Raw genomic sequence first — 23,431 nt, 5'->3', positions numbered from 1 at the left:
ACGCGCCACTTGCCCAGATGGCGGAATTGGTAGACGCGCTAGCTTCAGGTGCTAGTGTCCTTACGGACGTGGAGGTTCAAGTCCTCTTCTGGGCACCAATTCGATACACTGTCAGCAGCATCGTCAGGTATCACGCTCTTTAAAAGCTCGATTCGCTCGTGTTTCGCCCAGGTGGCGGAATTGGTAGACGCGCTAGCTTCAGGTGCTAGTGTCCTTACGGACGTGGAGGTTCAAGTCCTCTCCTGGGCACCATTCATCGCTCAAGCGATGGCTCGGAACACGACGAATATGCATGACGCGCCCAGGTGGCGGAATTGGTAGACGCGCTAGCTTCAGGTGCTAGTGTCCTTACGGACGTGGAGGTTCAAGTCCTCTCCTGGGCACCATTCGCGTTGTGCAGACAGAGCAAAGCCTCGAGGCAATACCCTCGTAAAAGAGCAACCCCACATCGCTATATCGTTTCATATCTCCGGCCGCATACGTTGCGGTTTTTTTGCGTCTGTACGTCCGGTTCAGCCGTCAGACAAACCTTCGCCGAATCAATCCACCTCGACTCAGTCGAAGCGCCCCGGCAGATCGGCCACCGCCTCGAGCCCCCAGCCCCGGGGATTCGCCCGCCCTTCCAGCGCGCGCTCCACCGCCTCCGGCAGATTCGGGAAGAAATCCAGCCCGGTCAGCGCCTCGATGTGATCGATGCTGACCACGAAGCGATCCAGCGGCTCGTCGCCGCGCACGTTCTGCGGCATCACGAAGGCCAGCGCCATGGGCCGCTCGCCCGGCACCACCAGGATCTTGTAGAACGCCTCGGGTACTTCCACCAGGCCGACCCGGCGCAGCATGCCCCGGGTGACATCCGCGTCGAAGACCGGCCCGTCGATCACCTGCAGGGTGCCGTGGCGCGGCACGAAGCGATCGATCACCACTTCCTCCAGGCGCTGCCAGAGCCGACGATTCAGGTCCGGCCGCTGGGGCACCATGTTGCTCATCAGGAAGGTGTCGTACTGGGCGGCGGGCCCATGCACCCGTGCGATGGCATAGTTGGGTGCCAGATGGCCGCGATCGTAGCCGCTGCGCAAATAGCTGTCCGGCGTGACCGGCCACAGGGTGCGCCAGTCGCGACGAAAGCCCGGCCGGTCACCGACATCGGCCGCGCGATCGTCACTCAGCACGTAGCTGGCCCACAGCGGACTGACGCGCACGTCCGACCAGCCCACCAGGAAGCCGTCGTTGCGCAGCACCCGATGCAGGCTAAGCGGCGTCAGCCGCTCCCAGGTCGGCACGCCCATCCAGCTGAGGCGCTCGCGCACCTCGCGCTCTTCCATGTACCAGAGCCCGCTGCCCACCGCCGCGAACAGCGCGGCGATGCCCAGGCGGCGCAACGAACCGCGCCATGACGGCAGGCAAAAGAGACGTTGCAGCACCGGCGGGCCTTACCAGCCCAGCGCGAACATGGTCTCGAGGTCGTGGCGCGAATGCACCTGCAGCGCGTTGAGGGTCTCGGTCTCGCGGATGCCCTCGACGTCGTTGAGACGCCCGGTCACCAGCTCCGCCAGGCCCTCGAAGTCACGGGTCCGGGCGATGGCGACCAGGTCGTAGCGTCCGCAGGTGGAGAACACCTCGCTGATGCCCTCCACCTCGGCCAGACGCTCGGCCACGGACTTGACCTGGCCCTTCTCGGTGTTGATCAGGATGACGGCATTCTGCATGGAGCAATCTCCCTCGAAAAGCGGTTCACGGCGGCGAGTATAACAGCGTCCTCGGCCGACGGGGGCCCGACCGCTCGTCGCGCCCGCCGGGCTCGGCTACGCTGAGGAGACCGACCCTCGCCGGATGCCCGCGCACCGGGGCGGGGTCGAGACGCCAAGAGCCGGACCACCGGCCGCCGCGCGACCTCAACCGTGACCCTCAGGAGGAGCCATCATGGCCAACCCTAGCCGTCGTGATTTCATGCGCCACAGCCTGCTGGGCCTCGCCGCCCTGCCGCTGGGCATCGGCGTGCTGTCGACGCGCAGCTTCGCCCAGGACCTGTCGCCCCTGGACCCCGAGAGCGATCAGGCCAAGGCGCTGAACTACGTCGAGACCGCCGCCGAGGCCAGCGACCATCCGGCCTATGCCGAGGGCGAGACCTGCGCCAACTGCATGTTCTACCAGGCCGACTCCCGGGGCTGCCAGCTGTTCCCGCAGAACAGCGTGGCCCCCGAAGGCTGGTGCCAGTCTTGGACCGCCAAGGCCTGATCCGGGCCGGGAACCGGCCTTCCCAACGCAGGCGGCCCGCACCTCCCCGGTGCGGGCCGCGTCCTTTCGGGAGGCCGCTTACGCCTCCTTCTGCTCGTCCTCCGGCAGCGGCCAGTGATAGCGACGCACGACCTCGTCGTCCTCCATCGACTCGAGCCTCACCGGGAAGCCCCACAGCTGGTGCAGGTGACGCATCACCGGGTAGACGCTGCGCGCCAGCGGGCGACGGCTGTCCTGGACGTGACGCAGGGTCAGCGAGCGGTCGCCGCGGATGTCCGCCGACCAGACCTGGATGTTGGGCTCGCGCACCGACAGTGCATACTGCACGGCCAGGCCGTCGCGAATGCGCTGATAGCCGCGATCGTCGTGGATGGCGGCCACCTCGAGCATCTCGTCGCGATCGTCGTCGAGCACCATGAACAGCTTCAGGTCGCGAATCACCTTGGGCGACAGGTACTGCTGGATGAAGGACTCGTCCTTGAAGTTGCGCATGGCGAAGTGCAGCGTCTCGAGCCAGTCGCTGCCGGCGATATCCGGGAACCAGCGCCGATCCTCGTCGGTGGGATGCTCGCAGATCCGCCGCAGGTCGGTGAACATGGCGAAGCCCAGGGCGTAGGGATTGATGCCGCTGTAGTGGGGGCTGTCGAAGGCCGGCTGATAGACCACCGAGGTGTGCGACTGCAGGAACTCCAGGATCAGCCCCTCGTCCACCAGGCCGTCGTCATACAGGCGGTTCATCAGGGTATAGTGCCAGAAGGTCGCCCAGCCCTCGTTCATCACCTGGGTCTGGCGCTGGGGATAGAAGTACTGCGCCAGCTTGCGCACGATGCGGACCACCTCGCGCTGCCAGGGTGCCAGCAGCGGCGCGTTCTTCTCGATGAAGTAGAGCAGGTTCTCCTGGGGCTCGGGGGGATAGCGGCCGCCGGCGTGCAGGCCGAGGGGGTCCTCCTCGTCGCCGACGTCCTGATGCCCCTCCTCGGGCGGACGCCCGGGAATGGTGCTCCACAGGGTATTGACCTGGGCCTGGAGATAGGCGGAGCGCTCCTGCTGGCGACGCGCCTCCTCCTCGGCGGAGATCGGCGAGGGACGCTTGTAGCGGTCGACCCCGTAGTTCTGCAGCGCGTGACAGGCATCGAGCAGCTGTTCGACCGCGGTCACCCCGTGGCGCTCCTCGCACTCGGCCAGGTAGCGCCGGGCGAACAGCAGGTAGTCGACGATGGAGCTGGCATCGGTCCAGGTGCGGAACAGGTAGTTGCCCTTGAAGAAGGAGTTGTGGCCATAGCAGGCGTGGGCCATCACCAGCACCTGCATCATCAGGGTGTTCTCCTCCATCAGGTAGGCGATGCAGGGATCGGAGTTGATGACCAGCTCGTAGGCCAGCCCCATCTGGCCGCGCCGATAGGCCTGTTCCACGGCCAGGAACTGCTTGCCGAAGGACCAGTGATGATAGCCTACCGGCATGCCCACGCTGGCGTAGGCGTCCATCATCTGCTCGGTGGTGATGATCTCGATCTGGTTGGGATAGGTATCCAGCCGATACTCGTCGGCCAGCCGGGCGATCTCCGTCTCGAACCGCTCCAGGACCTCGAAGTTCCAGTCGGAGCCACTGGCGATGGGCTTGCGTTCGGTCATGCTGCCTCCTTGGCCTGGCCTCAGGACTGGACCGTGCGCCGCCGGAACAGGTCGCGAAACACCGGGTAGATGTCGCCGGCCTCGACGATCTGACGCATGGCGAAGCGCTCGGGATACTCGGCCTCGACCTTCTCGTACTCCTCCCACAGCGCCTGATGCGCGTGGGGCGTGATCTCCACGTAGGTGAAGTACTGCAGTCGCGGCATCAGGCCGTTGGCCAGCTGGTCGCGACAGGTCAGGGAGTCGTCGTCCCAGTTGTCGCCGTCCGAGGCCTGGGCCACGTAGAGGTTCCACTGGGTCGGCGGATAGCGGTCGGTGATGATCTCGTCGACCAGGGTCAGGGCGCTGGAGACGATGGTGCCGCCGGTCTCGCGGGAGTAGAAGAACTCCTCCTCGTCGACCTCCTTGGCGGCGGTGTGGTGACGCACGAAGACCAGCTCGACCTTCTCGTAGTTGCGCTCCAGGAACAGGTAGAGCAGCAGGAAGAAGCGCTTGGCGATGTCCTTGTGGGCCTGGGTCATGGAGCCGGAGACGTCCATCACGCAGAACATCACCGCCTTGCTCGACGGCTGTGGCTGGTTGACCAGGTTGTTGTAGCGCAGGTCGTAGGTATCGATGAAGGGCACCGACTCGAGGCGCTTCTCGAGCCGCTCGATCTCGGCCTTGAGCTCGGCGATCCGCGCCGGATTGCGCAGCACCTGATCCTTGCGCTCCTCGGCCTCCAGCGCCTCCTGTGCCTCGCGTAGGGCCCGACGAATCGGCCCGCGCATGGCGATGCGCCGGGCATGGGCCTCGCGCATCGAGCGCACGATGTTGATCCTCGCCGGCACCCCGTCGCGGGTGAAGCCGGCCCGCACCGGGCGCACCTCGTCGAGGTCCACCAGGTTCTTGCGCTCCAGGTGCGGCAGCTCCAGGCCATCGAAGACGAAGTCCAGGAACTCCTCGCGGGACAGGGTGAAGGCGAACTCGTCCATGCCCTCGCCCTGGTTGGAGGCGCTGCCCTCGCCGGACCCGCCGCCGCCTCCCCCGCCGGGACGCCGCAGGCGGTCGCCCTCGACGAACTCCTTGTTGCCGGGGGCGATGATCGAGCGCTGGCCGCCGGGCCCGTGCTGGAACACCGGCTCGGAGATGTCGCGGGCGGGAATCGACACCTTCTCGCCGCGCTCCATGTCGGTGATGGAGCGGCGGTTGACCGCTTCCTCGACGGACCGTTTGATATGGGTGCGATAGCGATCGAGGAAACGCTGGCGATTGACCGCACTCTTGTGCCTGGCATTGGCACGACGGTCGATGAAGTAGGTCATGCGGACCTCCTGGGCTGCCCTGCGTCCACCCGGGGCGCCCTCCCTCGGCGCCCCGCGCGGACCTCGACGGCTACTGCGACTTGCGCACCCGCAGATACCACTCGGAGAGCAGGCGCACCTGCTTCTCGGTGTAGCCGCGGTCGACCATGCGGGCCACGAAATCCTCGTGCTTCTTCTGGTCCGCGGTGGACGCCTTGGCGTTGAAGGAGATCACCGGCAGCAGCTCCTCGGTGTTGGCGAACATCTTGTGCTCGATCACCCCACGCAGCTTCTCGTAGGACTGCCAGCTCGGGTTCATGCCGTTGTTCTGGGCCCGGGCCCGCAGCACGAAGTTGACCACCTCGTGACGGAAGTCCTTGGGATTGGAGATGCCCGCCGGCTTCTCGATCTTCTCCAGCTCCTCGTTGAGGGACTGACGGTCGAACAGCTCGCCGGTCTCCGGGTCGCGATACTCCTGATCCTGGATCCAGAAGTCGGCGTAGGTGACGTAGCGGTCGAAGATGTTCTGACCGTACTCGGAGTAGGACTCGAGATAGGCGGTCTGGATCTCCTTGCCGATGAAGTCCACGTAGCGCGGCGCCAGGAACTCCTTGATGAAGCGCAGGTAGCGCTCGAAGGTCTCCTTGGGCAGCTGCTCCTGCTCGAGGCGCTGCTCGAGCACGTAGAGCAGATGCACCGGGTTGGCCGCCACCTCGTGGTTGTCGAAGTTGAACACCTTGGACAGGATCTTGAAGGCGAAGCGCGTGGAGAGCCCGTCCATGCCCTCGTCGACCCCGGCCGCGTCGCGGTACTCCTGGATCGACTTGGCCTTGGGATCGGTGTCCTTGAGGTTCTCGCCGTCGTAGACCCGCATCTTGGAATAGACGCTGGAGTTCTCCGGCTCCTTGAGCCGCGAGAGCACCGAGAACTGGGCCAGCATGCGCAGGGTGTCCGGCGCGCAGGGTGCCTCGTTGAGCGAGGAGTGCTCGAGCAGCTTCTTGTAGATGTTGATCTCTTCGGTCACCCGCAGGCAGTAGGGCACCTTGACGATGTAGACCCGGTCGAGGAAGGCCTCGTTGTTGCGGTTGTTGCGGAAGGCCTGCCACTCGCTCTCGTTGGAGTGCGCCAGCACGATGCCGTCGAACGGGATCGCGCCCATGCCCTCGGTGGGGTTGTAGTTGCCCTCCTGGGTGGCGGTCAGCAGCGGATGCAGCACCTTGATCGGCGCCTTGAACATCTCGACGAACTCCATCAGGCCCTGGTTGGCCCGGCACAGGCCGCCGGAGAAGCTGTAGGCGTCGGGATCGTCCTGGGAATAGAGCTCGAGCTGGCGGATATCCACCTTGCCGACCAGCGAGGAGATGTCCTGGTTGTTCTCGTCGCCGGGCTCGGTCTTGGCGATGGCGATCTGATTGAGCCGCGACGGGTAGAGCCGCACCACCCGGAACTGGCTGATGTCACCGCCGGCCTCCTTGAGGCGCTTGGCGGCCCAGGGCGACATCACGCTCTTCAGGCAGCGCGGCGGGATGCCGTATTCCTTCTCGAGCAGCTCGCCGTCGTGCTCGGGCGAGAACAGCGCCAGCGGGGATTCCTGCACCGGCGAGCCCTTGATGGCGTAGAACGGCACGTGCTCCATCAGCAGCTTGAGCCGCTCGGCCAGCGACGACTTGCCGCCGCCGACCGGGCCGAGCAGGTAGAGGATCTGCTTCTTCTCCTCGAGCCCCTGGGCGGCATGCCGGAAGTAGGCGACGATCTGCTCGATCGCCTCCTCCATGCCGTAGAACTCGGAGAACGCCGGATAGCGGCGGATGACCTTGTTGGAGAAGATACGCGACAGGCGAGGATCCTTGGCCGTGTCGATCACCTCGGGCTCGCCGATGGCTTCCAGCATTCGTTCGGCCGCACTGGCGTAGGCCGAGGGATCCTCACGGCAGAGTTCCAGGTACTCCTGCAGGCTCATTTCCTCCTGCAGGGTTCGTTCGAAGCGGTTCTGCACATGATCGAAGATGCTCATCGATGCCTCCTTAAAGCCCGGGACTCCGGCTTGGCGGTCCTCGCCCTGCTGGCCGGGTCGGTAGCTTCAGCGTAGCCAGCTCGACCGGACGATGGTGCCCGGAACCTTCAACGCAGGGCTGCACTCCCTATGAGCCCACGAACCCGAAGCGGTTCATCCCGAGAGGGACAGATTTTCAACGAACGCGGCCTGCTCCCCTCCCTAGAGCGTGGCGGCCAGCCGCACGCCCTGGTCGATGGCGCGCCGGGCATCGAGCTCGGCGGCCTCGTCGGCGCCGCCGATGACATGAACCGACACGCCGGCCGCTCGCAGCGGTTCGAGCATGTCGCGCACCGACTCCTGACCGACGCATACCACGACGCTGTCGACCTCGAGCAGCCTCGGCTCGCCGTCGACGCGGACATGCAGGCCGGCGTCGTCGATGCCGACGTATTCGCAGCCGGCCAGCATCTCGACGCCGCGGTGGCGCAGCGAGGCACGATGGACCCAGCCGGTGGTAGCGCCGAGCCCGCGACCGGGCTTCGACGCCTTGCGCTGCAGCAGGGTGACCCGCCGCGGCACCGAGGGCCTGATCGGCGCCCGCAGCCCGCCCGGCGAGGCCACCGAGAGGTCCACGCCCCACTCGGCGCACCAGGCCTCGGCGTCCAGGGCGGGGTGGCCGGCATGGGTGAGCAGTTCCGCCACGTCGAAGCCGATGCCCCCGGCACCGATGATCGCCACCCTCGGCCCCACCCGCTCCGGCTGCTGAATCGCTAGCGGATAGGCCATCACCTTCGGGTGATCGATGCCCGGCAGCGCGAGGGCCCGCGGCCGCACGCCGGTGGCCAGCACCACCTCATCGAAGTCGCGAAGTTCGTGGAGCCCGGGCGCGACGCCGAGCCGCACGCTCACGCCACGCCGGTCGAGCATGGTGCGGAAATAGCGCAGCGTCTCGTCGAACTCCTCCTTGCCGGGAATCCGCCGGGCATGGTTGAACTGCCCGCCCAGCTCGGCCTGGCGCTCGAACAGCGTGACCGCATGGCCGCGCTCGGCGGCGGTGACCGCCGCGGCGAGCCCGGCGGGACCGCCGCCCACCACGGCGATGCGCCTGACCGAGCCGGCCGGCGCGATCGCAAGCTCGGTCTCGTGACCGGCCCGCGGATTGACCAGGCACGAGGTCGTCTTGCCCTGGAAGGTGTGGTCGAGACAGGCCTGGTTGCAGGCGATGCAGGTGTTGATCTCGCCGCTCCGCCCCTCGCGGGCCTTGGCCACCCAGGCCGAGTCGGCCAGGAAGGGGCGCGCCATGGAGACCATGTCCGCCACGCCGTCGGCCAGCAGCCGCTCGGCCACCCCGGGCATGTTGATGCGATTGGTGGCGATCAGCGGCACCGGCAACTCATCGCGCATGCGCCGCGAGACCTCGGCGAACAGCGCCCGCGGCACGCTGGTGACGATGGTCGGCACCCTTGCCTCGTGCCAGCCGATGCCGCCGTCGATGGCATCGGCGCCGGCCTCGGCCACCGCGCGCCCCAGGGCGACCACCTCGTCATGGGTGCTGCCCTCCTCCACCAGGTCGATCATCGACAGCCGGAACAGGATCAGCGCCTCGGGCCCCAGAGCCCGGCGAATCCGCCGCACCGCCTCCACCGGGAAGCGAATGCGGTTGGCGAAGCCACCGCCCCATTCGTCCTCGCGGTGATTGGTGCGGCGGCACACGAACTGATTGATCAGATAGCCCTCGGAGCCCATGACCTCGACGCCGTCGTAGCCGGCCTCCCGAGCCAGCCGGGCGCATCGGACGTAGTCGTCCAGGGTGCGTTCGATCTCGTCGGCGCCGAGGGCACGCGGCTCGCGCGGATTGATCGGCGCCCGGATCGCCGAGGGCGCCACCGGCGCGTCCGTGTAGGCGTAGCGGCCGGCGTGCAGGATCTGCAGGCAGATATGGCCGCCCTCGGCGTGGACCGCCTCGACCAGGCGGCGGTGTTCGGCCACCTGTTCGGGCCGCTCCAGGGTCGCGCCGCCGGCGAAGACCGCCCCCTCGGCATTGGGCGCGATGCCGCCCCCGACGATCAGCGACACGCCCGCCCGGGCGCGCTCGGCATAGAAGGCGGCCAGGCGTTCGAAACCGCCGGGCATTTCTTCCAGGTTGGTGTGCATAGAGCCCATCACCACCCGATTGGGAAGGCGCAGCGGGCCCAGTGCGATGGGGCGAAAAAGATTCGGAAAGTCAGCCACGCTCGAGCACCCTCGGACCGTCGACAGAAATTAAAACAACTGTATGACAGACTCGCGGGCAGCGCAAAAATCGCGTCGGCTTTGTCAGGGGAAGGAGCGGTGAAAGGCGAAGCGTTGATGGCGAAAAATCGAGGCTTCAGACAACAGAAAAGCCCCGTGGCGTGAGCCACGGGGCCTTGGGAATTCTGAGCAGATGGCGGACCGGACGGGACTCGAACCCGCGACCTCCGGCGTGACAGGCCGGCATTCTAACCAACTGAACTACCGGTCCGCGTGGTGGGCGATACTGGACTCGAACCAGTGACCCCCAGCATGTGAGGCTGGTGCTCTAACCAACTGAGCTAATCGCCCACGCGGTACTGCTTAGATTGTGCGTCATCGTGGCGGACCGGACGGGACTCGAACCCGCGACCTCCGGCGTGACAGGCCGGCATTCTAACCAACTGAACTACCGGTCCGCAAGTGATGATGCGGTACAGAAAACGCTGGCGGACCGGACGGGACTCGAACCCGCGACCTCCGGCGTGACAGGCCGGCATTCTAACCAACTGAACTACCGGTCCGCACTCGTTTCTGCGATGCAATCGGCCACCGTCTTCGACGATGGTGGGTGGTACAGGGATCGAACCTGTGACCCCCAGCTTGTAAGGCTGGTGCTCTCCCAGCTGAGCTAACCACCCCCGGTCACATGGCGCTGCATTCTACGGAAACTGCGTTCATTGTCAACGCGTTTTTTTCATCTTCGTGTCGAACGGTCGGCGGATAACGCCAGGCCATTCATCCACTTGGCCGCTACCGATGGCCGACGGCCCGACGCTCCATGGCCGCGGCGATGGCCGTCGCGCCCTCCTCGATCAAAGCCGCCTGATCGCGCCCGGAGGCACGGCGCGGCTTCCAGTCATGATCGCCGTCCTCCAGCCAGTGCAGTTCGGCGCAGGCCGGCAGCGCATAGCCGGCCACCTGCTCGCGAGTGCCGAAGGGATCGCGGGTGCCCTGCACCACCAGGGTCGGGCAGTTCAGGCTCGGCCAGTGCTCGAGGCGCAGCGACTCGGGCTTGCGCGGCGGATGAAAGGGATAGCCGCAGAGCGCCAGGCCGTCGGCGGCGGCGCGGGCCGCCAGCAGGCTGGCCACTCGACCGCCCATGGACTTGCCGCCCAGCCACAGCGGCCCCGGCTCGCGCCGCTGCACCGCGTCGCGCCAGGCGGCGAACTCCTCGGTCAGGCGATCGACCCGCGGCGGCGGGCGCCGACGCCCTTCCTCGCGCATGCGCTGCATGTAGGCGAACTCGAAGGCCAGGGTCTGCACCCCGCGCTCGGCCAGCGCTCGCCGGAGGCGCTGCATGAAGTCGGCGTCCTGCCCGGCGCCGGCCCCGTGCGCCAGCAACAGGCGACCGATACGGGCCTCGCCGCGGATCGCCAGCGGCCCCAGCGCCTCGAGATGGAGAATATTTTCGCCTTCAGTCATTGTATACACTTATTGGATACATTTAATCTTTTCGCCTAACGTACAAGAAGACGCTTCCCGTCGGGCGCCTCACACTGGGCGTCCTGACCGCCCCCGACTTGACCGTCATCATCATGTGGGCAAAAGCCTTGGTCTAGACTGCTGCCCAAGCGCGACTCCCTCCACCGCGTTCGATGGAACCCGACATGAGCACAGCACTGGAACACCCCACCTACAACTACAAGGTCGTGCGACAGTTCGCGATCATGACCGTGGTATGGGGCATCGTGGGCATGGTCCTCGGTGTCACGATCGCCGCCCAGCTGGTCTGGCCGGAGCTGAACCTGGGACTGCCCTGGACCAGCTTCGGCCGGCTTCGCCCGCTGCACACCAACGCCGTGATCTTCGCCTTCGGCGGTTCGGCGCTGTTCGCCACCTCCTACTATGTGGTGCAGCGAACCTGCCAGACGCGGCTGATCTCGGACCGATTGGCCGCCTTCACCTTCTGGGGCTGGCAGGCGGTGATCGTCTCGGCGGTCATCACGCTGCCGCTGGGCTACACCGAGGTCAAGGAATACGCCGAACTGGAATGGCCGATCGACATCCTGCTCGCGGTGGTGTGGATCGCCTACGCCATCGTCTTCCTCGGCACCATCAAGCAGCGCCGCACCTCGCACATCTACGTGGCCAACTGGTTCTACGCCGCCTTCATCCTCACCGTGGCGGTGCTGCACATCGTCAACAGCGCGGCGCTGCCGGTCTCGGCCATGTACTCGATCTCGCTGTATTCCGGCGCCGTCGATGCCATGACCCAGTGGTGGTACGGCCACAACGCGGTGGGCTTCTTCCTGACCGCCGGCTTCCTGGGCATGATGTACTACTTCGTGCCCAAACAGGCCGAGCGTCCGGTCTACTCCTACCGGCTGTCGATCGTCCATTTCTGGGCGCTGATCATGGTCTACATGTGGGCCGGCCCTCACCACCTGCACTATACCGCCCTGCCCAACTGGGCCCAGTCGCTGGGCATGGTGATGTCGATCATCCTGCTGGCGCCCTCCTGGGGCGGCATGATCAACGGCATGATGACCCTCTCCGGCGCCTGGCATAAGCTGCGCACCGACCCCACCCTGCGCTTCCTGGTGGTGGCGCTGTCGTTCTACGGCATGTCGACCTTCGAGGGCCCGATGATGGCGGTGAAGACCGTCAACGCCCTCTCCCACTACACCGACTGGACCATCGGCCACGTCCACGCCGGCGCCCTGGGCTGGGTGGCGATGATCACCATCGGCTCCATGTACCACCTGATCCCGCGGCTCTACGGGCGCACCGAGATGTACTCGGTGTCGCTGATCGCCGTGCACTTCTGGCTGGCCACCGTCGGCACCGTGCTCTACATCGCCGCCATGTGGGTCAACGGCATCCTGCAGGGCCTGATGTGGCGCGCGGTGAACCCCGACGGCACCCTGATGTACACCTTCATCGAATCCGTCGAGGCCAGCGGCGCCGGCTACGTCGTGCGCACCGTGGGCGGGCTTTGCTGGGTGGTCGGCATGCTGATCATGGCCTTCAACGTCTTCATGACCGTGCGCCGCCAGCAGAGTCTGCAGCGGCCGCAGACCCAGGCCGCGGCCTGAGCCAACAGGGAACGAGAACACAGCCATGAGACACGAGATCGTCGAAAAGAACGTGGGCCTGCTCGCCGTGCTGGTGCTGGTGGTGATCAGCTTCGGCGGCCTGGCCGAGGTCGTGCCGCTGTTCTTCCAGAAGCAGACCACCGAGCCGGTGGAAGGGCTCGAGCCGCTCGAACCGCTGGAGCTCGCCGGGCGCGACATCTACCGCCGCGAGGGCTGCGTGGGCTGCCATTCGCAGATGATCCGCCCCTTCCGCGCCGAGACCGAGCGCTACGGCCACTACAGCGTGGCCGGCGAATCGGTCTACGAGCACAACTTCCTGTGGGGCTCCAAGCGCACCGGCCCGGACCTGGCCCGGGTCGGCGGCCGCTACAGCGACGACTGGCACCGCGCGCACCTCTACAACCCGCGCGACGTGGTGCCGGAATCGATCATGCCGGCCTATCCCTGGCTGTTCGAGAACGTCCTCGACGGTGAGCAAGTCGCCAACCGCATGCGCGCCATGCGCACCCTGGGCGTGCCCTACACCGAGGAGCAGATCGCCGGCGCCCGCGACGAGGTCCGCGGCGAGCGCGAGATCACCGCCCTGGTGGCCTACCTGCAACAGCTCGGCACCGTGCTGAAGGACGCGCGCTGACATGGACATGGGAACGCTACGCGGCATCATCACCGGCCTGCTGCTGATCGGCTTCATCGGCCTGGTCTGCTGGGCCTATTCGAAGCGGCGCAAGCCGGACTTCGACGAGGCGGCCAACCTGCCCTTCGCCGACGAGGACGAGCCGTCATCCCCCGACACCGGCGCCGGTCAGGCACGCGCTCGACAAGAACAGGGAGACCGTGACACATGAGCTCACTTTGGAATGACGTCCTGCCCGGCTTCTGGAGCGCCTGGATCATCGTCATCACGCTGGGCACCATCGTCATCAGCGCCTGGCTGCTGTTCGCCAACCGCAAGACCGACAAGGCCGCCGATGCCGAGGGCAACGTCGAGACCACCGGCCATGCGGCCGACGAGATCGAGGAATACGACAACCCGCTGCCCCGCTGGTGGTTCCAGCTCTACGTCGGCACGGTGATCTTCGCCCTGGGCTATCTGGTGCTCTATCCCGGCCTCGGCAACTACGCCGGGCTGCTGGGCTGGACCCAGGAGAACCAGTGGGAGGCCGAGGTGGCCCGCGCCGAGGAGCGCTACGCGCCGATCTTCGAGCAGTACCAGCAGGTGCCGATCCCGGCGCTGGCCGAGGACGGCGAGGCCATGCGGGTCGCCGAACGGCTGTTTCTCAACAACTGCGCGATCTGTCACGGCGCCAACGCCCAGGGCGGCTACGGCTTCCCCGACCTGACCGACGACGCCTGGCTCTACGGCGGCACCCCCGAGGCCATCGTCGCGACCCTCACCAACGGCCGCAACGGTCTGATGCCGGCCTGGCAGCAGCTCGGCGAGGACAACATCGAGAACCTCACCCAGCACGTGCTGTCGCTGTCCGGCCGGGCCGAGGACGCCCAGCGCGCCGAGCAGGGCGCGGCGGTGTTCGCCTCGGTGTGCGCGGCCTGTCACTCTCCCGACGGCACCGGCAACCAGGCCCTGGGAGCCCCCGACCTGACCGACGACGCCTGGCTGTATCGCCGGCCCGGCCAGCCGCTGGAGGCCTCCATCCGCCAGACCCTGCGCAACGGCCGCAACGGCCACATGCCGGCCCAGGCCGCCTATATCGGCGAGGACAAGGTCCACCTGGTGGCCGCCTACGTCTACGGCCTCAGCCGCCGCGACTGAGCCCGGGCGGCGGGGCGCCCCGCCCCGCCGCCATCCTCCCGCGCGAGGCCGCCTGCCGAGAGCCTGCCATGAGCGACAAGATTCCCCACCGCGACATCACCGACGCCGGCGACACCGTCAGCCAGGCGATGTACGCCCGCCGCCGCCACCTCTACGTGCGCGAGATCAAGGGCGTCTTCCAGCGCCTGCGGCGCAGCGCCAACTGGGCGTTGATGCTGGCCTACTTCCTGATCCCGTGGATTCCCTGGGGCGACCGCCCGGCGGTATGGTTCGACCTGCCCGGCCGCGAGTTCCACCTCTTCGCCGCCACCTTCTATCCCCAGGAGTTCATGCTGCTCTCCTGGCTGCTGATCATCTGCGCCTTCGGGCTGTTCTTCATCACCGTGTTCGCCGGCCGCGTGTGGTGCGGCTACACCTGCCCGCAGAGCGTCTGGACCTTCCTGTTCATCTGGGTCGAGCACCGCCTCGAGGGCCCGCGCAACCGCCGCATCAAGCTCGACAAGCGCGGCTGGGACGCCGACAAGCTGCGCCGCAAGCTCGGCAAGCACGTCGTCTGGCTGGCCATCGCCGCCGCCACCGGCCTGACCTTCGTCGGCTACTTCACGCCGATCCGCGAGCTGGCGGTGCAGCTGCCGGCCCTCGAGGCCCACGGCTGGTCGTACTTCTGGGTCGGCTTCTTCACCCTGTTCACCTACCTCAACGCCGGCTGGCTGCGCGAGCAGGTGTGCATCTACATGTGCCCCTACGCCCGCTTCCAGTCGGTGATGTTCGACGCCAACACCCTGATCGTCTCCTACGACGCCGATCGCGGCGAGCCGCGCGGCGCGCGCAGCCGGCGCCTCGACCATGACGAGGCTCGCGAGGCCGGCCACGGCGACTGCATCGACTGCGATCTCTGCGTGCAGGTCTGCCCTACCGGCATCGACATCCGCGACGGCCTGCAGTACGAATGCATCACCTGCGCGGCCTGCATCGATGCCTGCGACGGCGTCATGGATCGCATGGGCTATCCCCGCGGGCTGATCCGCTATACCACCGAGAACGCCCTCGAGGGCAGGCCCTCGCACCTGCTGCGCCCGCGCCTGCTCGGCTATCTGGCCGTGCTGCTGGTGATGATCGGGCTGTTCGCCTGGGCGGTCGGCGACCGCACCCCGCTGGGCTTCGAGGTGGAGCGCGGTCGCCAGCAGCTGTTCCAGATGACCGACGACGGCAGAATCCGTAACGTCTACACCCTGACGGTGCGCAACCTGGACCGCGAGGACCACGCCTACCGCCTCGCGGCCTCGGGCCTCGAGGGCCTGGCCCTCGACACCGACCGGGTCAGCGTGCCCGCCGGCGAGTCGCGCCGGCTGGTGGTCGAGGTCACCGCACCGCGCGACGCCCTGGCACGCCCCAGCCACGAGATCCGGCTGCGCCTCGAGGCCATCGACGATCCCGATATCCGCCTCGAGCGCGACGGCCGCTTCATAGGAGAGACCCGCTGATGACGGCGGAACACGAGACCATCCCGCCCTGGTACAAGCAGTTCTGGCCCTGGTTTTTGATCGGCCTGCTGGGCGCCTCGGTGACCTTCAGCCTGGTCTACCTGGCGCTCTCGATTCACTACTTCGACGGCACCGTGGCGGAGGACTATTACAAGGAAGGCCTGGCCATCAACCAGCAGATCGCCAAGCAGGAAGAGGCCCGGGCGCTGGGGCTCTCGGCCGCCCTGCGCGCCGATCCGACCACCGGCGACCTGGTGATCGACCTGGCCGGCGAGGCCCGCCCGGAGCGGCTGACCCTGACGCTGATCTTCCCCACCGAGAGCCAGCGCGACCGCCGGCTGACCCTCGAGCACGTGCGCGCCGGGCGCTACGTCACCATGCTCGAGGCGCCCCTGCGGCATCGCTGGTATCTGCACCTGGAGCCCGACGACGGCGGCGAACCCGCCTGGCGACTCACCGGCGAGGCCCGCTTCCCCGCCGACGGCGACATCGACCTGGCGCCCGGGGTCTGAGCGGCGCCATGACCGCGACCGCCCCGACCGCCGCCAGGGCCGAGACCGCCGCCTGCTACCACTGCGGCGCCAGTGTGCCCAAGGGCGCGCCCTGGACCCTGACCCTCGACGGCGCCGAGCATCCGCTGTGCTGTCCTGGCTGCGAGGCGGTGGCCCATGCCATCGTCGACGGCGGCCTGGCCGGCTACTACCGCTTTCGCAGCGAGCTGCCCGCGCGCCCCGACGACCGTCGCGCCGCCGAGTCCGAGACCTGGGCGGTGTTCGACGACCCGGGCCTGCAGGCCCGCTTCGTGCACCGGGACGACGACGGCGTCCACGCCACCCTGGCGGTGGAGGGCATCACCTGCGCGGCCTGCGCCTGGCTGATCGAGCATCGCCTCAACGCCCTCGACGGCGTTCGCGCCAGCGCCGTGAACCTCGCCCATCATCGGGTCCGGGTCGCCTGGGATCCGGCGCGCCTCGCCTTCTCGCGGCTGCTCGCCGAGCTGGCCGCCATCGGCTACCCGGCCCAGCCCTACGAGCCCGACGAGGCCCAGCGCCGCCTGCAGCGCGAGGAACACCGCCAGATCCGCCGGCTGATCGTGGCCGCGGTGGGCATGATGCAGGTGGCGATGTTCTCGATCCCCTTCTACGTGTCCGGCGACGACGGCCTGGGCGGCGACTTCGATACCCTCTTCCACTGGCTGGCCTTCGCCCTGACCACGCCGGTGGTGCTCTACTCGGCCCAGCCGTTCTTCGGCGGCGCGTGGCGCGACCTGCGCAACCGCCGGCTGGGCATGGACGTGCCGGTGTCGCTGGCCATCGCCGGCGTCTATTTCGCCAGCACCTGGGCGCTGCTGGTCGGCCACGGCGACGTCTACTTCGACTCCGCGGCCATGTTCACCTTCTTCCTGCTGGCCGGCCGCTTCCTGGAGGTCCGCGCCCGGCGACGCGGCGGGCGCCGCGGCAACGCCCTGGCCGGGATGCTGCCGCTGTCGGCGATCCGCCTCGACGAGGGCGACGAGGAGCGCCTCCTGCCCGCCAGCGAGCTGGCCGCCGGCGACCGGGTGCTGGTCAGGCCCGGCCACGGCGTGCCCGCCGACGGCGTGATCGAGCAGGGCGCCTCGAGCCTCGACGAGTCGATGCTCAGCGGCGAGGCGCTGCCGGTGACGCGCGGCGTGGGCGACGCCGTGACCGGCGGCAGCCACAACGTCGAGAGCCCGCTGACGGTGCGCGTGACCCGGGCCGGCCCCGATGCCCGGGCGGCGCAGCTGCTCGACCTCACCGACCGCGCCTTCGCCGAACGCCCGCGCATCGCGCGCCGGGCCGCCCGGCTGGCGCATCACTTCGTGCTCCAGGTGCTGCTGATCGCCGCCACCACCGGGCTCGCCTGGTCGTTCATCGACCCCGAGCGGGCCTTCTGGGTGACGCTCTCGGTGCTGGTGGTCAGCTGCCCCTGCGCCCTGGCGCTGGCCACGCCCACCGCCCTGACCGCCGCCCACGGCCGGCTCCACCGGCGCGGCGTGCTGCTGACCCGCGCCGACGCCCTGGAGACCCTGCCGCGCCTCGACCGGATGATCTTCGACAAGACCGGCACCCTGACCCGCGGCGAGATGACGCTAGAGCGCACGGTCGCGCTTTCCGGCGACGATCCCGAGCGCCTGGCGGCCGTGGCCGCGGCCCTGGAGGCCCACTCCGAGCATCCCATCGCCCGCGCCTTCCGCCCCCACCGCCGCGCCGGCATCAGCGCCCATGATGTCATCGCCCGTCCCGGCCGGGGCCTCGCCGGCGTCATCGACGGCCGCCCCTGGCGGCTCGGCCGGCCCGCCTTCGCGGCCCCGGACGCCCCGCCGGCGCCCCCGGACACTGACGCCGGAAACGGCCACTGGCTGCTGCTCGCCGAGGACGGCCAGCCGCGGGCCTGGTTCGCCCTAGGCGACCGGCCCCGGGAGGACGCCGCCGCCACCGTCGCCGCGCTGGCGGCGCGGGGCATCGCGGTGGAACTGCTGTCCGGCGACGCCGAGGCGCCTACCCGGGCGCTGGCCGAGCGGCTGGGCATCGACGCATGGCGCGCCGGCGCCAGCCCCGAGGACAAGCTCGCCCGGCTGCGCGAGTGCCAGGCCGACGGCCAGCGGGTAGCCATGGTCGGCGACGGCATCAACGACGTGCCGGTGCTGGCCGGGGCCGACCTCGCCATCGCCATGAACGGCGCCACCGACCTCGCCCGCACCCGGGCCGACGCCGTGCTGCTCGGCCCGCGCCTCGGGCGCCTGGTCGAGGCCGTCGACATCGGCCGTGCCACCCGCCGCAACATCCGCCAGAACCTGGGCTGGGCGCTGGCCTACAACCTGCTGGCCCTGCCGCCGGCGGCGCTGGGCTGGGTGCCCCCCTGGCTGGCGGCGCTGGGCATGTCGGCGAGCTCGCTGGTGGTGGTCGCCAACGCTCTGCGCCTCACGCGCCGGCCGCTGCCCGACATTCCCGTGGATTCCCCCGCCCAGGACGCCCCATGAGCATTCTCTACCTGCTGATCCCGCTGTCGCTGATCCTGCTCGGCCTGGCCGTCTGGGCCTTCTTCTGGGCCGTGCGCCACGACCAGTTCGAGGACCTGGAAGGCCCGGCCCACCGCATCCTGTTCGACGATGACGACCCGCCCGGGGAGGCGCCCCGCCGGCACGACGACGCCGACGCGCCGACCGGGAAACACGACAAGGAAGCCTGAATGAATCCGTCTGGACTCGATCTTCCGCCGCTGGCCGCGGCCTTCGTCTTCGGCCTGCTGGGCGGCGCCCACTGCATCGGCATGTGCGGCGGCATCATGAGCGCCCTGAGCTTCGCCGTGCCACCGAGCCTGCGCCATCCGGCCCGGCTCGGCGGGCTGCTGCTGGGCTACAACCTGGGGCGCATCGCCAGCTACATGGCTGCCGGCGCCCTGGCCGCCGGCCTCGGCACCCTGGTCGGCCTGGCCCCGGGGATCCGCCAGGCGCTCCAGGTCCTGGCCGCGGTGATGCTGATCCTGATGGCGCTCTACATCGCCGACTGGTGGAAGGGGCTGCTGGGGGTCGAGGCGCTCGGCAGGCGCCTGTGGCGCCATCTGGAGCCGCTCGGACGGCGACTGATGCCGGTGGTGACGCTGCCCCAGGCCGTGACCCTGGGCGCGGTCTGGGGCTGGCTGCCCTGCGGGCTGGTCTACTCGATGCTGACCTGGAGCCTGGCCGGCGCCGACCCGCTGCGAGGCGCGGCACTGATGGGCGCCTTCGGGCTCGGCACCCTGCCGGCGCTGCTCGCTACCGGCCTGGCCGCGCGACGGCTCGGCGCCCTGATCCGTCATCCGGCCACCCGCACCCTGGCGGCGCTGGCGATCATCGGCTTCGCCCTGTGGCAGCTGTGGGGCCTGTGGCCGGGCGCGATGGAGATGGCCCACGACGCCGGGCACGCCGGGCACGCCGGGCACGCCGGGCACGCCGGGCATCATTGAGCCGCTAACGCCCGCACGTTTGACCCAGCGCAACACCCCTGGGGGCCGCGAGCACTAGCCTGACGACATGAACGCTCGGAACTCCGCGATGTCCGTCACCCTTCCCGCCGACTTCGGCGCCGACGACTACGCCGCGGCGCTGACCGCCAGCAATACCCAGGCCCGCCCGCTGTCGCTGCATCTGCGCCTGCCGCTTCGCCACGACGTGGATGCCCGCGGCGACGGCAAGGACATGGATCCCTTCGAGGTCGATCTGGCCCGGCTCGACCGCGAGATGGTGCTGGTGCGACGCTGCCTGGCGCCGGAGCGACGCCTGGAGGCCCTGCACTGGGGAAGCGGCCTCCCGCCTTCGCTGACCCTGTCGCAGATGAGCGGCCTCGTCGACCGGCTCGCCTCCCGCTTCCCCTTCGAACCGGGGCGCCCGCGCGACTTCACCGTCGAGCTCGACCCCCGCGCCACGGATCTGCTCACCCTGCGTCACCTGGAGGCCCTGGGCTTCAACCGGCTGAAGCTGATCATGCGCCTGCCCGCGGCCGGCCGCCTGGACGCCCTGCCCCGCCTGCAGTCACGCGTCGAGCCGCTGCTCGACGAGACCGTGCGCATGGGCTGGCACTCGCTGAACCTGGTGCTGATCGTGGCGCCGACGATCCCGCCGCGGGAGGCCGTCGCCGCGCTCGCCGCGCTGCTGCCCATGACGCCGCCGCGCCTCTCCCTGCGCCCGGAGCCCGCCTGGCAGGAGGGAGAATCGACGCTGCCGACGGCGCTGCTGGCCCGGGTCGACGAACGCCTGGCCGAGGCCGGCTACCGGGCACTGGGACACGGTTCCTACGCCCGTCGGGGCGCCGCCCTGGAGGATGCCCTCGCCCAGGCGCGTCGCGAACGGGCGCGCGACCGACTGGGGCTCGGCACCGGCGCCATCTCGCGGCTGCCCGACGCCGTGGCCTGCAACGCCACCTCGCCCCGGGACTACGCGGCGGCGCTGAACGACGGTCGGCTCGCCACCGCCTCGGGGCGCTGGCGGCATGCTCGCCCGCCCGGCCCCGGCCTGGCCTGAGACTCGCCCAAGGGATGCTATGCCCGAACCGGGGCTATCCGCCATAATGGGGGAGGCAAGCCCCGATCAAGGAGGACAGCATGCCCGACACCGCAGCCGGCCGGCGCCGTTCCCTGCTGCACGAGACCCGCTGCCGGACCTGCAGCCTGAGTTCCCTGTGCCTGCCCCTGGCCCTGGAACTGGAGGACCTCGACGAGTTCGATGCCATCATCCGGCGCCGACCGCCGCTCAAGAAGGGCGAGTCGCTGTTCCGCCAGGGCAGCCCCTTCACCAGCGTCTACGCGGTGCGCTCCGGCAGTCTCAAGCAGGTCACCAGCGAAGGCGGCGGCACGGATCAGCTGACCAACTTCTACCTGCCCAGCGAACTGGTGGGGCTCGACGGCATCGACGAGTCGAGCTATCCGGGCTCGGTCATCGCGCTCGAGACCACCACCGTGTGCGAGATTCCGTTCGACCGCCTCGACGCCCTCTCCGAGCGCCTGCCGGAGCTTCGTGCCCAGCTGTATCGCAGCATGAGCAAGGAGATGCGCGACGACCGCCGCATGATGCGCCTGCTGTCGCGCAAGACCGCCGACCAGCGCCTGGCCACCTTCTTCGCCAGCCTCTCCGATCGCTTCCGCCGCCGCGGCTACTCCGCCTACAGCTTCCGCCTCTCCATGTCCCGGGCCGACATCGGCAACTACCTGGGCCTTGCCGTGGAGACCGTCAGCCGCATCCTGGGACGCTTCCAGCAGCAGGGCCTGGTGGCCGTGTCCGGCCGCGAGGTGAACATCCTCGACCTGGACGCCCTGGCCGAGCTGGCAGAGGAAGAGGGCTGCCGCTGACGGCGCCAAGCGCCAAGCGCCAAGCGCCAAGCGCCAAGCGCCAAGCGCCAAGCGCCAAGCGCCAAGCGCCAAGCGCCAAGCGCCAAGCGCCAAGCGCCAAGCGCCAAGCGCCAAGCGCGGCAGAATGATGTCATGGCCATTGTTGACGTCAACGAAGAAACCCACAGGACTCGACGTCCCGTGGGTTTCTCATCGGCTTCCTCGACATCTGCCACCCGTTACTGAGCAGCCGGGCGCTTGCCGCTAGGCGCTACTCACTCGTTATGCAGGTCGATGCGATCGGCCTGCATCTTGGCCTGCTTGTCCTCCAGCCCGGCGAAGTCGAACAGCTCGCGGTCGGCCAGCTGCGAGGGCGCGACGTTGGTGACCGCCTTGAACATGCTCTCCAGGCGACCGGGATGCTTGGCCTCCCACTCGGCGAGCATCTCCTTGACCACCTGACGCTGCAGGTTGGGCTGCGAGCCGCACAGGTTGCAGGGAATGATCGGGAAGGCCATGCGCTCGGAAAATTCGGCGATGTCGGCCTCGCGGCAGTAGGCCAGCGGGCGGATGACGATGTTCTTGCCGTCGTCGGAGAGCAGCTTGGGCGGCATCGACTTGAGGCTGCCGCCGAAGAACATGTTGAGGAACAACGTCTCGAGGATGTCCTCGCGGTGATGGCCCAGCGCGATCTTGGTGGCCCCGATCTCCTCGGCGTAGCCGTAGAGGGAGCCGCGGCGCAGCCGCGAGCAGAGCGCACAGGTGGTCTTGCCTTCCGGGGTCTTCTCCCTGACCACCGAGTAGGTGTCGCGCTCGAGGATGTGGTAGTCCACGCCGAGGCCGTCCAGGTACTCGGGCAGCACGTGCTCGGGGAAGCCGGGCTGCTTCTGGTCGAGGTTCACCGCCACCAGCGAGAAGTTCACCGGCGCGTTACGCTGCAGGTTCCGGAGAATCTCCAGCATGGTGTAGCTGTCCTTGCCGCCGGACAGGCACACCATCACCTTGTCGCCTTCGCGGATCATGTCGAAGTCGATGATCGCATTGCCGACCTGGCGCCGCAGGCGTTTCTGCAGCTTGTTGAACTCACGCTTGGCCTTGGCGTCGGGCGCCTCGGCGGACGGGGTCGACGGCTCGGCCGAAGCGGCCTCATCGGCGGGACGGGGATCGAAGGTCACGGCATCTTGCATGGTCGGGGCGCTGCCAGGGCATCGGGGAAAGGGAAAGGGCGCCTATCCTACCACCCTGCCGCGAGACTGGCGACGTGGTGCCCGCTCAGCCGCTGCGACGGGCGAGCACCGCATCGCGGTCCAGCCGCAGGTGCATCAGGGCGGTGGTCACGGCGGTGCCCAGCACGCTGTGACGCCCCATCAACGGCACCTCGAGCTGCTCGGCGACCCGCTCGAAGGCCGGCGCCACCTCGAGCCGCGAATGGTGGTGATGGCGCTGGTAGCGCTGCACCAGATCGATGCCGGCGTTGGGCAGCTCGAAGCCGAACCGGGCGCGCAGCTGGCGGTTGAGCAGCGCCAGATCGCGGTCCAGGCGCCAGCCCACCAGCGGCCGGTTGCCGACGAAGTCGAGCAGCCGCGCCAGCGCCTGGTCGATCGACACGCCGTCGTCGAGATCGATGCCGCGCAGGCCGTGGCGGCGCAGCGTCTCGGCGTCCACGCCCTCCGGGCGCGCCAGCCTGAGCTCCAGCGACTCGCTGGTCAGCACCCGGTCGCCGCGCAGCCGCACCGCGGCGATGGCCAGCGGCTCGGCGCCGCGCACGTCGCCGCCGGTCGACTGCACGGCCAGCGCTACCAGCTCCTCCCCGGTATAGGGACGGAACAGCCAGCCATACTGGCCATGGGCGTGGCGGTGACGGTCGACCAGGCGGCGCAGGGTCTTGAGCATGGGGA

Annotated in this window: 21 protein-coding genes and 8 tRNA genes; 15 read left to right on the top strand and 14 right to left on the bottom strand. The window is 68.7% G+C overall.

The annotated features are described in order from the left end of the window. Positions 1 to 11 precede the first annotated feature (11 nt). The 3 genes from UYS_RS0201235 (at position 12) to UYS_RS0201225 (ending at position 386) form a co-directional block, all read left to right on the top strand. Positions 12 to 98 (top strand) — tRNA-Leu (locus tag UYS_RS0201235). Between the two features lie 67 nt (positions 99 to 165). After that, positions 166 to 252, top strand: a tRNA-Leu gene (locus UYS_RS0201230). Positions 253 to 299: 47 nt separating this feature from the next. Further along, positions 300 to 386, top strand: a tRNA-Leu gene (locus UYS_RS0201225). A 168-nt stretch (positions 387 to 554) separates the two neighbouring features. Here the strand turns inward: UYS_RS0201225 and UYS_RS0201220 are convergent. Both UYS_RS0201220 and UYS_RS0201215 read right to left on the bottom strand, forming a co-directional pair. After that, positions 555 to 1,379 (bottom strand): DNA/RNA non-specific endonuclease, encoded by an 825-nt coding sequence (locus UYS_RS0201220; RefSeq protein ID WP_016853664.1) that lies wholly within the window; start codon positions 1,377 to 1,379, stop codon positions 555 to 557. A gap of 51 nt (positions 1,380 to 1,430) precedes the next feature. After that, a complete protein-coding gene (locus UYS_RS0201215) occupies positions 1,431 to 1,706 on the bottom strand; it encodes an Lrp/AsnC family transcriptional regulator (protein WP_016853663.1) in 276 nt (91 codons plus the stop codon). Between the two features lie 214 nt (positions 1,707 to 1,920). Here UYS_RS0201215 and UYS_RS0201210 point away from each other — a divergent pair, with 214 nt between their 5' ends. Further along, complete coding sequence (locus UYS_RS0201210) at positions 1,921 to 2,235, top strand: high-potential iron-sulfur protein (RefSeq protein ID WP_016853662.1); 315 nt, start codon at positions 1,921 to 1,923, stop codon at positions 2,233 to 2,235. A gap of 78 nt (positions 2,236 to 2,313) precedes the next feature. Here the strand turns inward: UYS_RS0201210 and UYS_RS0201205 are convergent, their stop codons facing one another. The 10 genes from UYS_RS0201205 to UYS_RS0201160 form a co-directional block, all read right to left on the bottom strand. Continuing rightward, positions 2,314 to 3,867, bottom strand: a complete 1,554-nt coding sequence (locus UYS_RS0201205) for a SpoVR family protein (RefSeq protein ID WP_016853661.1) — start codon at positions 3,865 to 3,867, stop codon at positions 2,314 to 2,316. A 20-nt stretch (positions 3,868 to 3,887) separates the two neighbouring features. Continuing rightward, the gene (locus tag UYS_RS0201200) at positions 3,888 to 5,171 is read right to left on the bottom strand and encodes a YeaH/YhbH family protein (protein ID WP_016853660.1); all 1,284 of its coding nucleotides are present in this window, start codon (positions 5,169 to 5,171) and stop codon (positions 3,888 to 3,890) included. Positions 5,172 to 5,241: 70 nt separating this feature from the next. Then, positions 5,242 to 7,164, bottom strand: a complete 1,923-nt coding sequence (locus UYS_RS0201195) for a PrkA family serine protein kinase (RefSeq protein ID WP_016853659.1) — start codon at positions 7,162 to 7,164, stop codon at positions 5,242 to 5,244. 201 nt (positions 7,165 to 7,365) lie between these two features. Then, the gene (locus UYS_RS0201190; protein WP_026068269.1) at positions 7,366 to 9,378 is read right to left on the bottom strand and encodes an NADPH-dependent 2,4-dienoyl-CoA reductase; all 2,013 of its coding nucleotides are present in this window, start codon (positions 9,376 to 9,378) and stop codon (positions 7,366 to 7,368) included. Positions 9,379 to 9,572: 194 nt separating this feature from the next. Then, positions 9,573 to 9,649: transfer RNA gene (locus UYS_RS0201185), tRNA-Asp, on the bottom strand. Between the two features lie 3 nt (positions 9,650 to 9,652). Further along, positions 9,653 to 9,729: transfer RNA gene (locus UYS_RS0201180), tRNA-Val, on the bottom strand. A 30-nt stretch (positions 9,730 to 9,759) separates the two neighbouring features. Continuing rightward, positions 9,760 to 9,836, bottom strand: a tRNA-Asp gene (locus tag UYS_RS0201175). 28 nt (positions 9,837 to 9,864) lie between these two features. Beyond that, a tRNA-Asp gene (locus UYS_RS0201170) sits at positions 9,865 to 9,941 on the bottom strand. 41 nt (positions 9,942 to 9,982) lie between these two features. Beyond that, a tRNA-Val gene (locus UYS_RS0201165) sits at positions 9,983 to 10,058 on the bottom strand. 112 nt (positions 10,059 to 10,170) lie between these two features. After that, complete coding sequence (locus UYS_RS0201160) at positions 10,171 to 10,842, bottom strand: alpha/beta family hydrolase (RefSeq protein WP_016853657.1); 672 nt, start codon at positions 10,840 to 10,842, stop codon at positions 10,171 to 10,173. 185 nt (positions 10,843 to 11,027) lie between these two features. Here UYS_RS0201160 and ccoN point away from each other — a divergent pair, with 185 nt between their 5' ends. From ccoN to fnr, 11 genes are all read left to right on the top strand, one after another. Next, positions 11,028 to 12,455: a cytochrome-c oxidase, cbb3-type subunit I gene (gene ccoN / locus UYS_RS0201155; protein WP_016853656.1), complete on the top strand. Its 1,428-nt coding sequence runs from the start codon at positions 11,028 to 11,030 to the stop codon at positions 12,453 to 12,455. Between the two features lie 25 nt (positions 12,456 to 12,480). Beyond that, positions 12,481 to 13,089 (top strand): cytochrome-c oxidase, cbb3-type subunit II, encoded by a 609-nt coding sequence (gene ccoO / locus UYS_RS0201150; protein ID WP_016853655.1) that lies wholly within the window; start codon positions 12,481 to 12,483, stop codon positions 13,087 to 13,089. Position 13,090: 1 nt separating this feature from the next. Continuing rightward, positions 13,091 to 13,300: a CcoQ/FixQ family Cbb3-type cytochrome c oxidase assembly chaperone gene (locus UYS_RS0201145; RefSeq protein ID WP_016853654.1), complete on the top strand. Its 210-nt coding sequence runs from the start codon at positions 13,091 to 13,093 to the stop codon at positions 13,298 to 13,300. Further along, positions 13,297 to 14,226, top strand: coding sequence for a cytochrome-c oxidase, cbb3-type subunit III (gene ccoP / locus UYS_RS0201140; RefSeq protein ID WP_016853653.1), 930 nt, complete (start codon positions 13,297 to 13,299; stop codon positions 14,224 to 14,226). Before UYS_RS0201145 ends, ccoP begins: the two co-directional genes overlap by 4 nt. A 68-nt stretch (positions 14,227 to 14,294) precedes the next feature. Then, positions 14,295 to 15,710: a cytochrome c oxidase accessory protein CcoG gene (ccoG, locus tag UYS_RS0201135; RefSeq protein WP_016853652.1), complete on the top strand. Its 1,416-nt coding sequence runs from the start codon at positions 14,295 to 14,297 to the stop codon at positions 15,708 to 15,710. Next, entirely contained in the window at positions 15,710 to 16,222 is a 513-nt protein-coding gene (locus UYS_RS0201130) for a FixH family protein (protein WP_016853651.1), read from the top strand. Before ccoG ends, UYS_RS0201130 begins: the two co-directional genes overlap by 1 nt. An 8-nt stretch (positions 16,223 to 16,230) precedes the next feature. Next, positions 16,231 to 18,711 carry a heavy metal translocating P-type ATPase gene (locus UYS_RS0201125; protein WP_016853650.1) on the top strand — a complete coding sequence of 827 codons (2,481 nt, stop codon included), beginning with the start codon at positions 16,231 to 16,233 and terminating at the stop codon, positions 18,709 to 18,711. Then, positions 18,708 to 18,920, top strand: a complete 213-nt coding sequence (gene ccoS, locus UYS_RS16675; protein WP_016853649.1) for a cbb3-type cytochrome oxidase assembly protein CcoS — start codon at positions 18,708 to 18,710, stop codon at positions 18,918 to 18,920. Before UYS_RS0201125 ends, ccoS begins: the two co-directional genes overlap by 4 nt. Further along, positions 18,921 to 19,676, top strand: coding sequence for a sulfite exporter TauE/SafE family protein (locus UYS_RS0201115; RefSeq protein ID WP_016853648.1), 756 nt, complete (start codon positions 18,921 to 18,923; stop codon positions 19,674 to 19,676). Positions 19,677 to 19,764: 88 nt separating this feature from the next. Further along, positions 19,765 to 20,730 carry an oxygen-independent coproporphyrinogen III oxidase gene (locus UYS_RS16670; RefSeq protein WP_016853647.1) on the top strand — a complete coding sequence of 322 codons (966 nt, stop codon included), beginning with the start codon at positions 19,765 to 19,767 and terminating at the stop codon, positions 20,728 to 20,730. A gap of 80 nt (positions 20,731 to 20,810) precedes the next feature. Continuing rightward, positions 20,811 to 21,554, top strand: coding sequence for a fumarate/nitrate reduction transcriptional regulator Fnr (gene fnr / locus UYS_RS0201105; protein WP_016853646.1), 744 nt, complete (start codon positions 20,811 to 20,813; stop codon positions 21,552 to 21,554). A 254-nt stretch (positions 21,555 to 21,808) separates the two neighbouring features. On the opposite strand, the gene ttcA is transcribed toward fnr, so the two are convergent. Together ttcA and UYS_RS0201095 are read right to left on the bottom strand one after the other, a co-directional pair. Then, positions 21,809 to 22,720: a tRNA 2-thiocytidine(32) synthetase TtcA gene (gene ttcA / locus UYS_RS0201100; protein WP_016853645.1), complete on the bottom strand. Its 912-nt coding sequence runs from the start codon at positions 22,718 to 22,720 to the stop codon at positions 21,809 to 21,811. 85 nt (positions 22,721 to 22,805) lie between these two features. After that, complete coding sequence (locus tag UYS_RS0201095; protein WP_016853644.1) at positions 22,806 to 23,426, bottom strand: 3'-5' exonuclease family protein; 621 nt, start codon at positions 23,424 to 23,426, stop codon at positions 22,806 to 22,808. Between the last annotated feature and the right edge of the window lie 5 nt (positions 23,427 to 23,431).

This window comes from Halomonas smyrnensis AAD6, from assembly GCF_000265245.1.
GTDB classification, from domain to species: domain Bacteria; phylum Pseudomonadota; class Gammaproteobacteria; order Pseudomonadales; family Halomonadaceae; genus Halomonas; species Halomonas smyrnensis.
The sequence above is the reverse complement of the archived record's forward strand: the minus strand, read 5'-3'. Positions and strand labels throughout refer to the sequence as shown.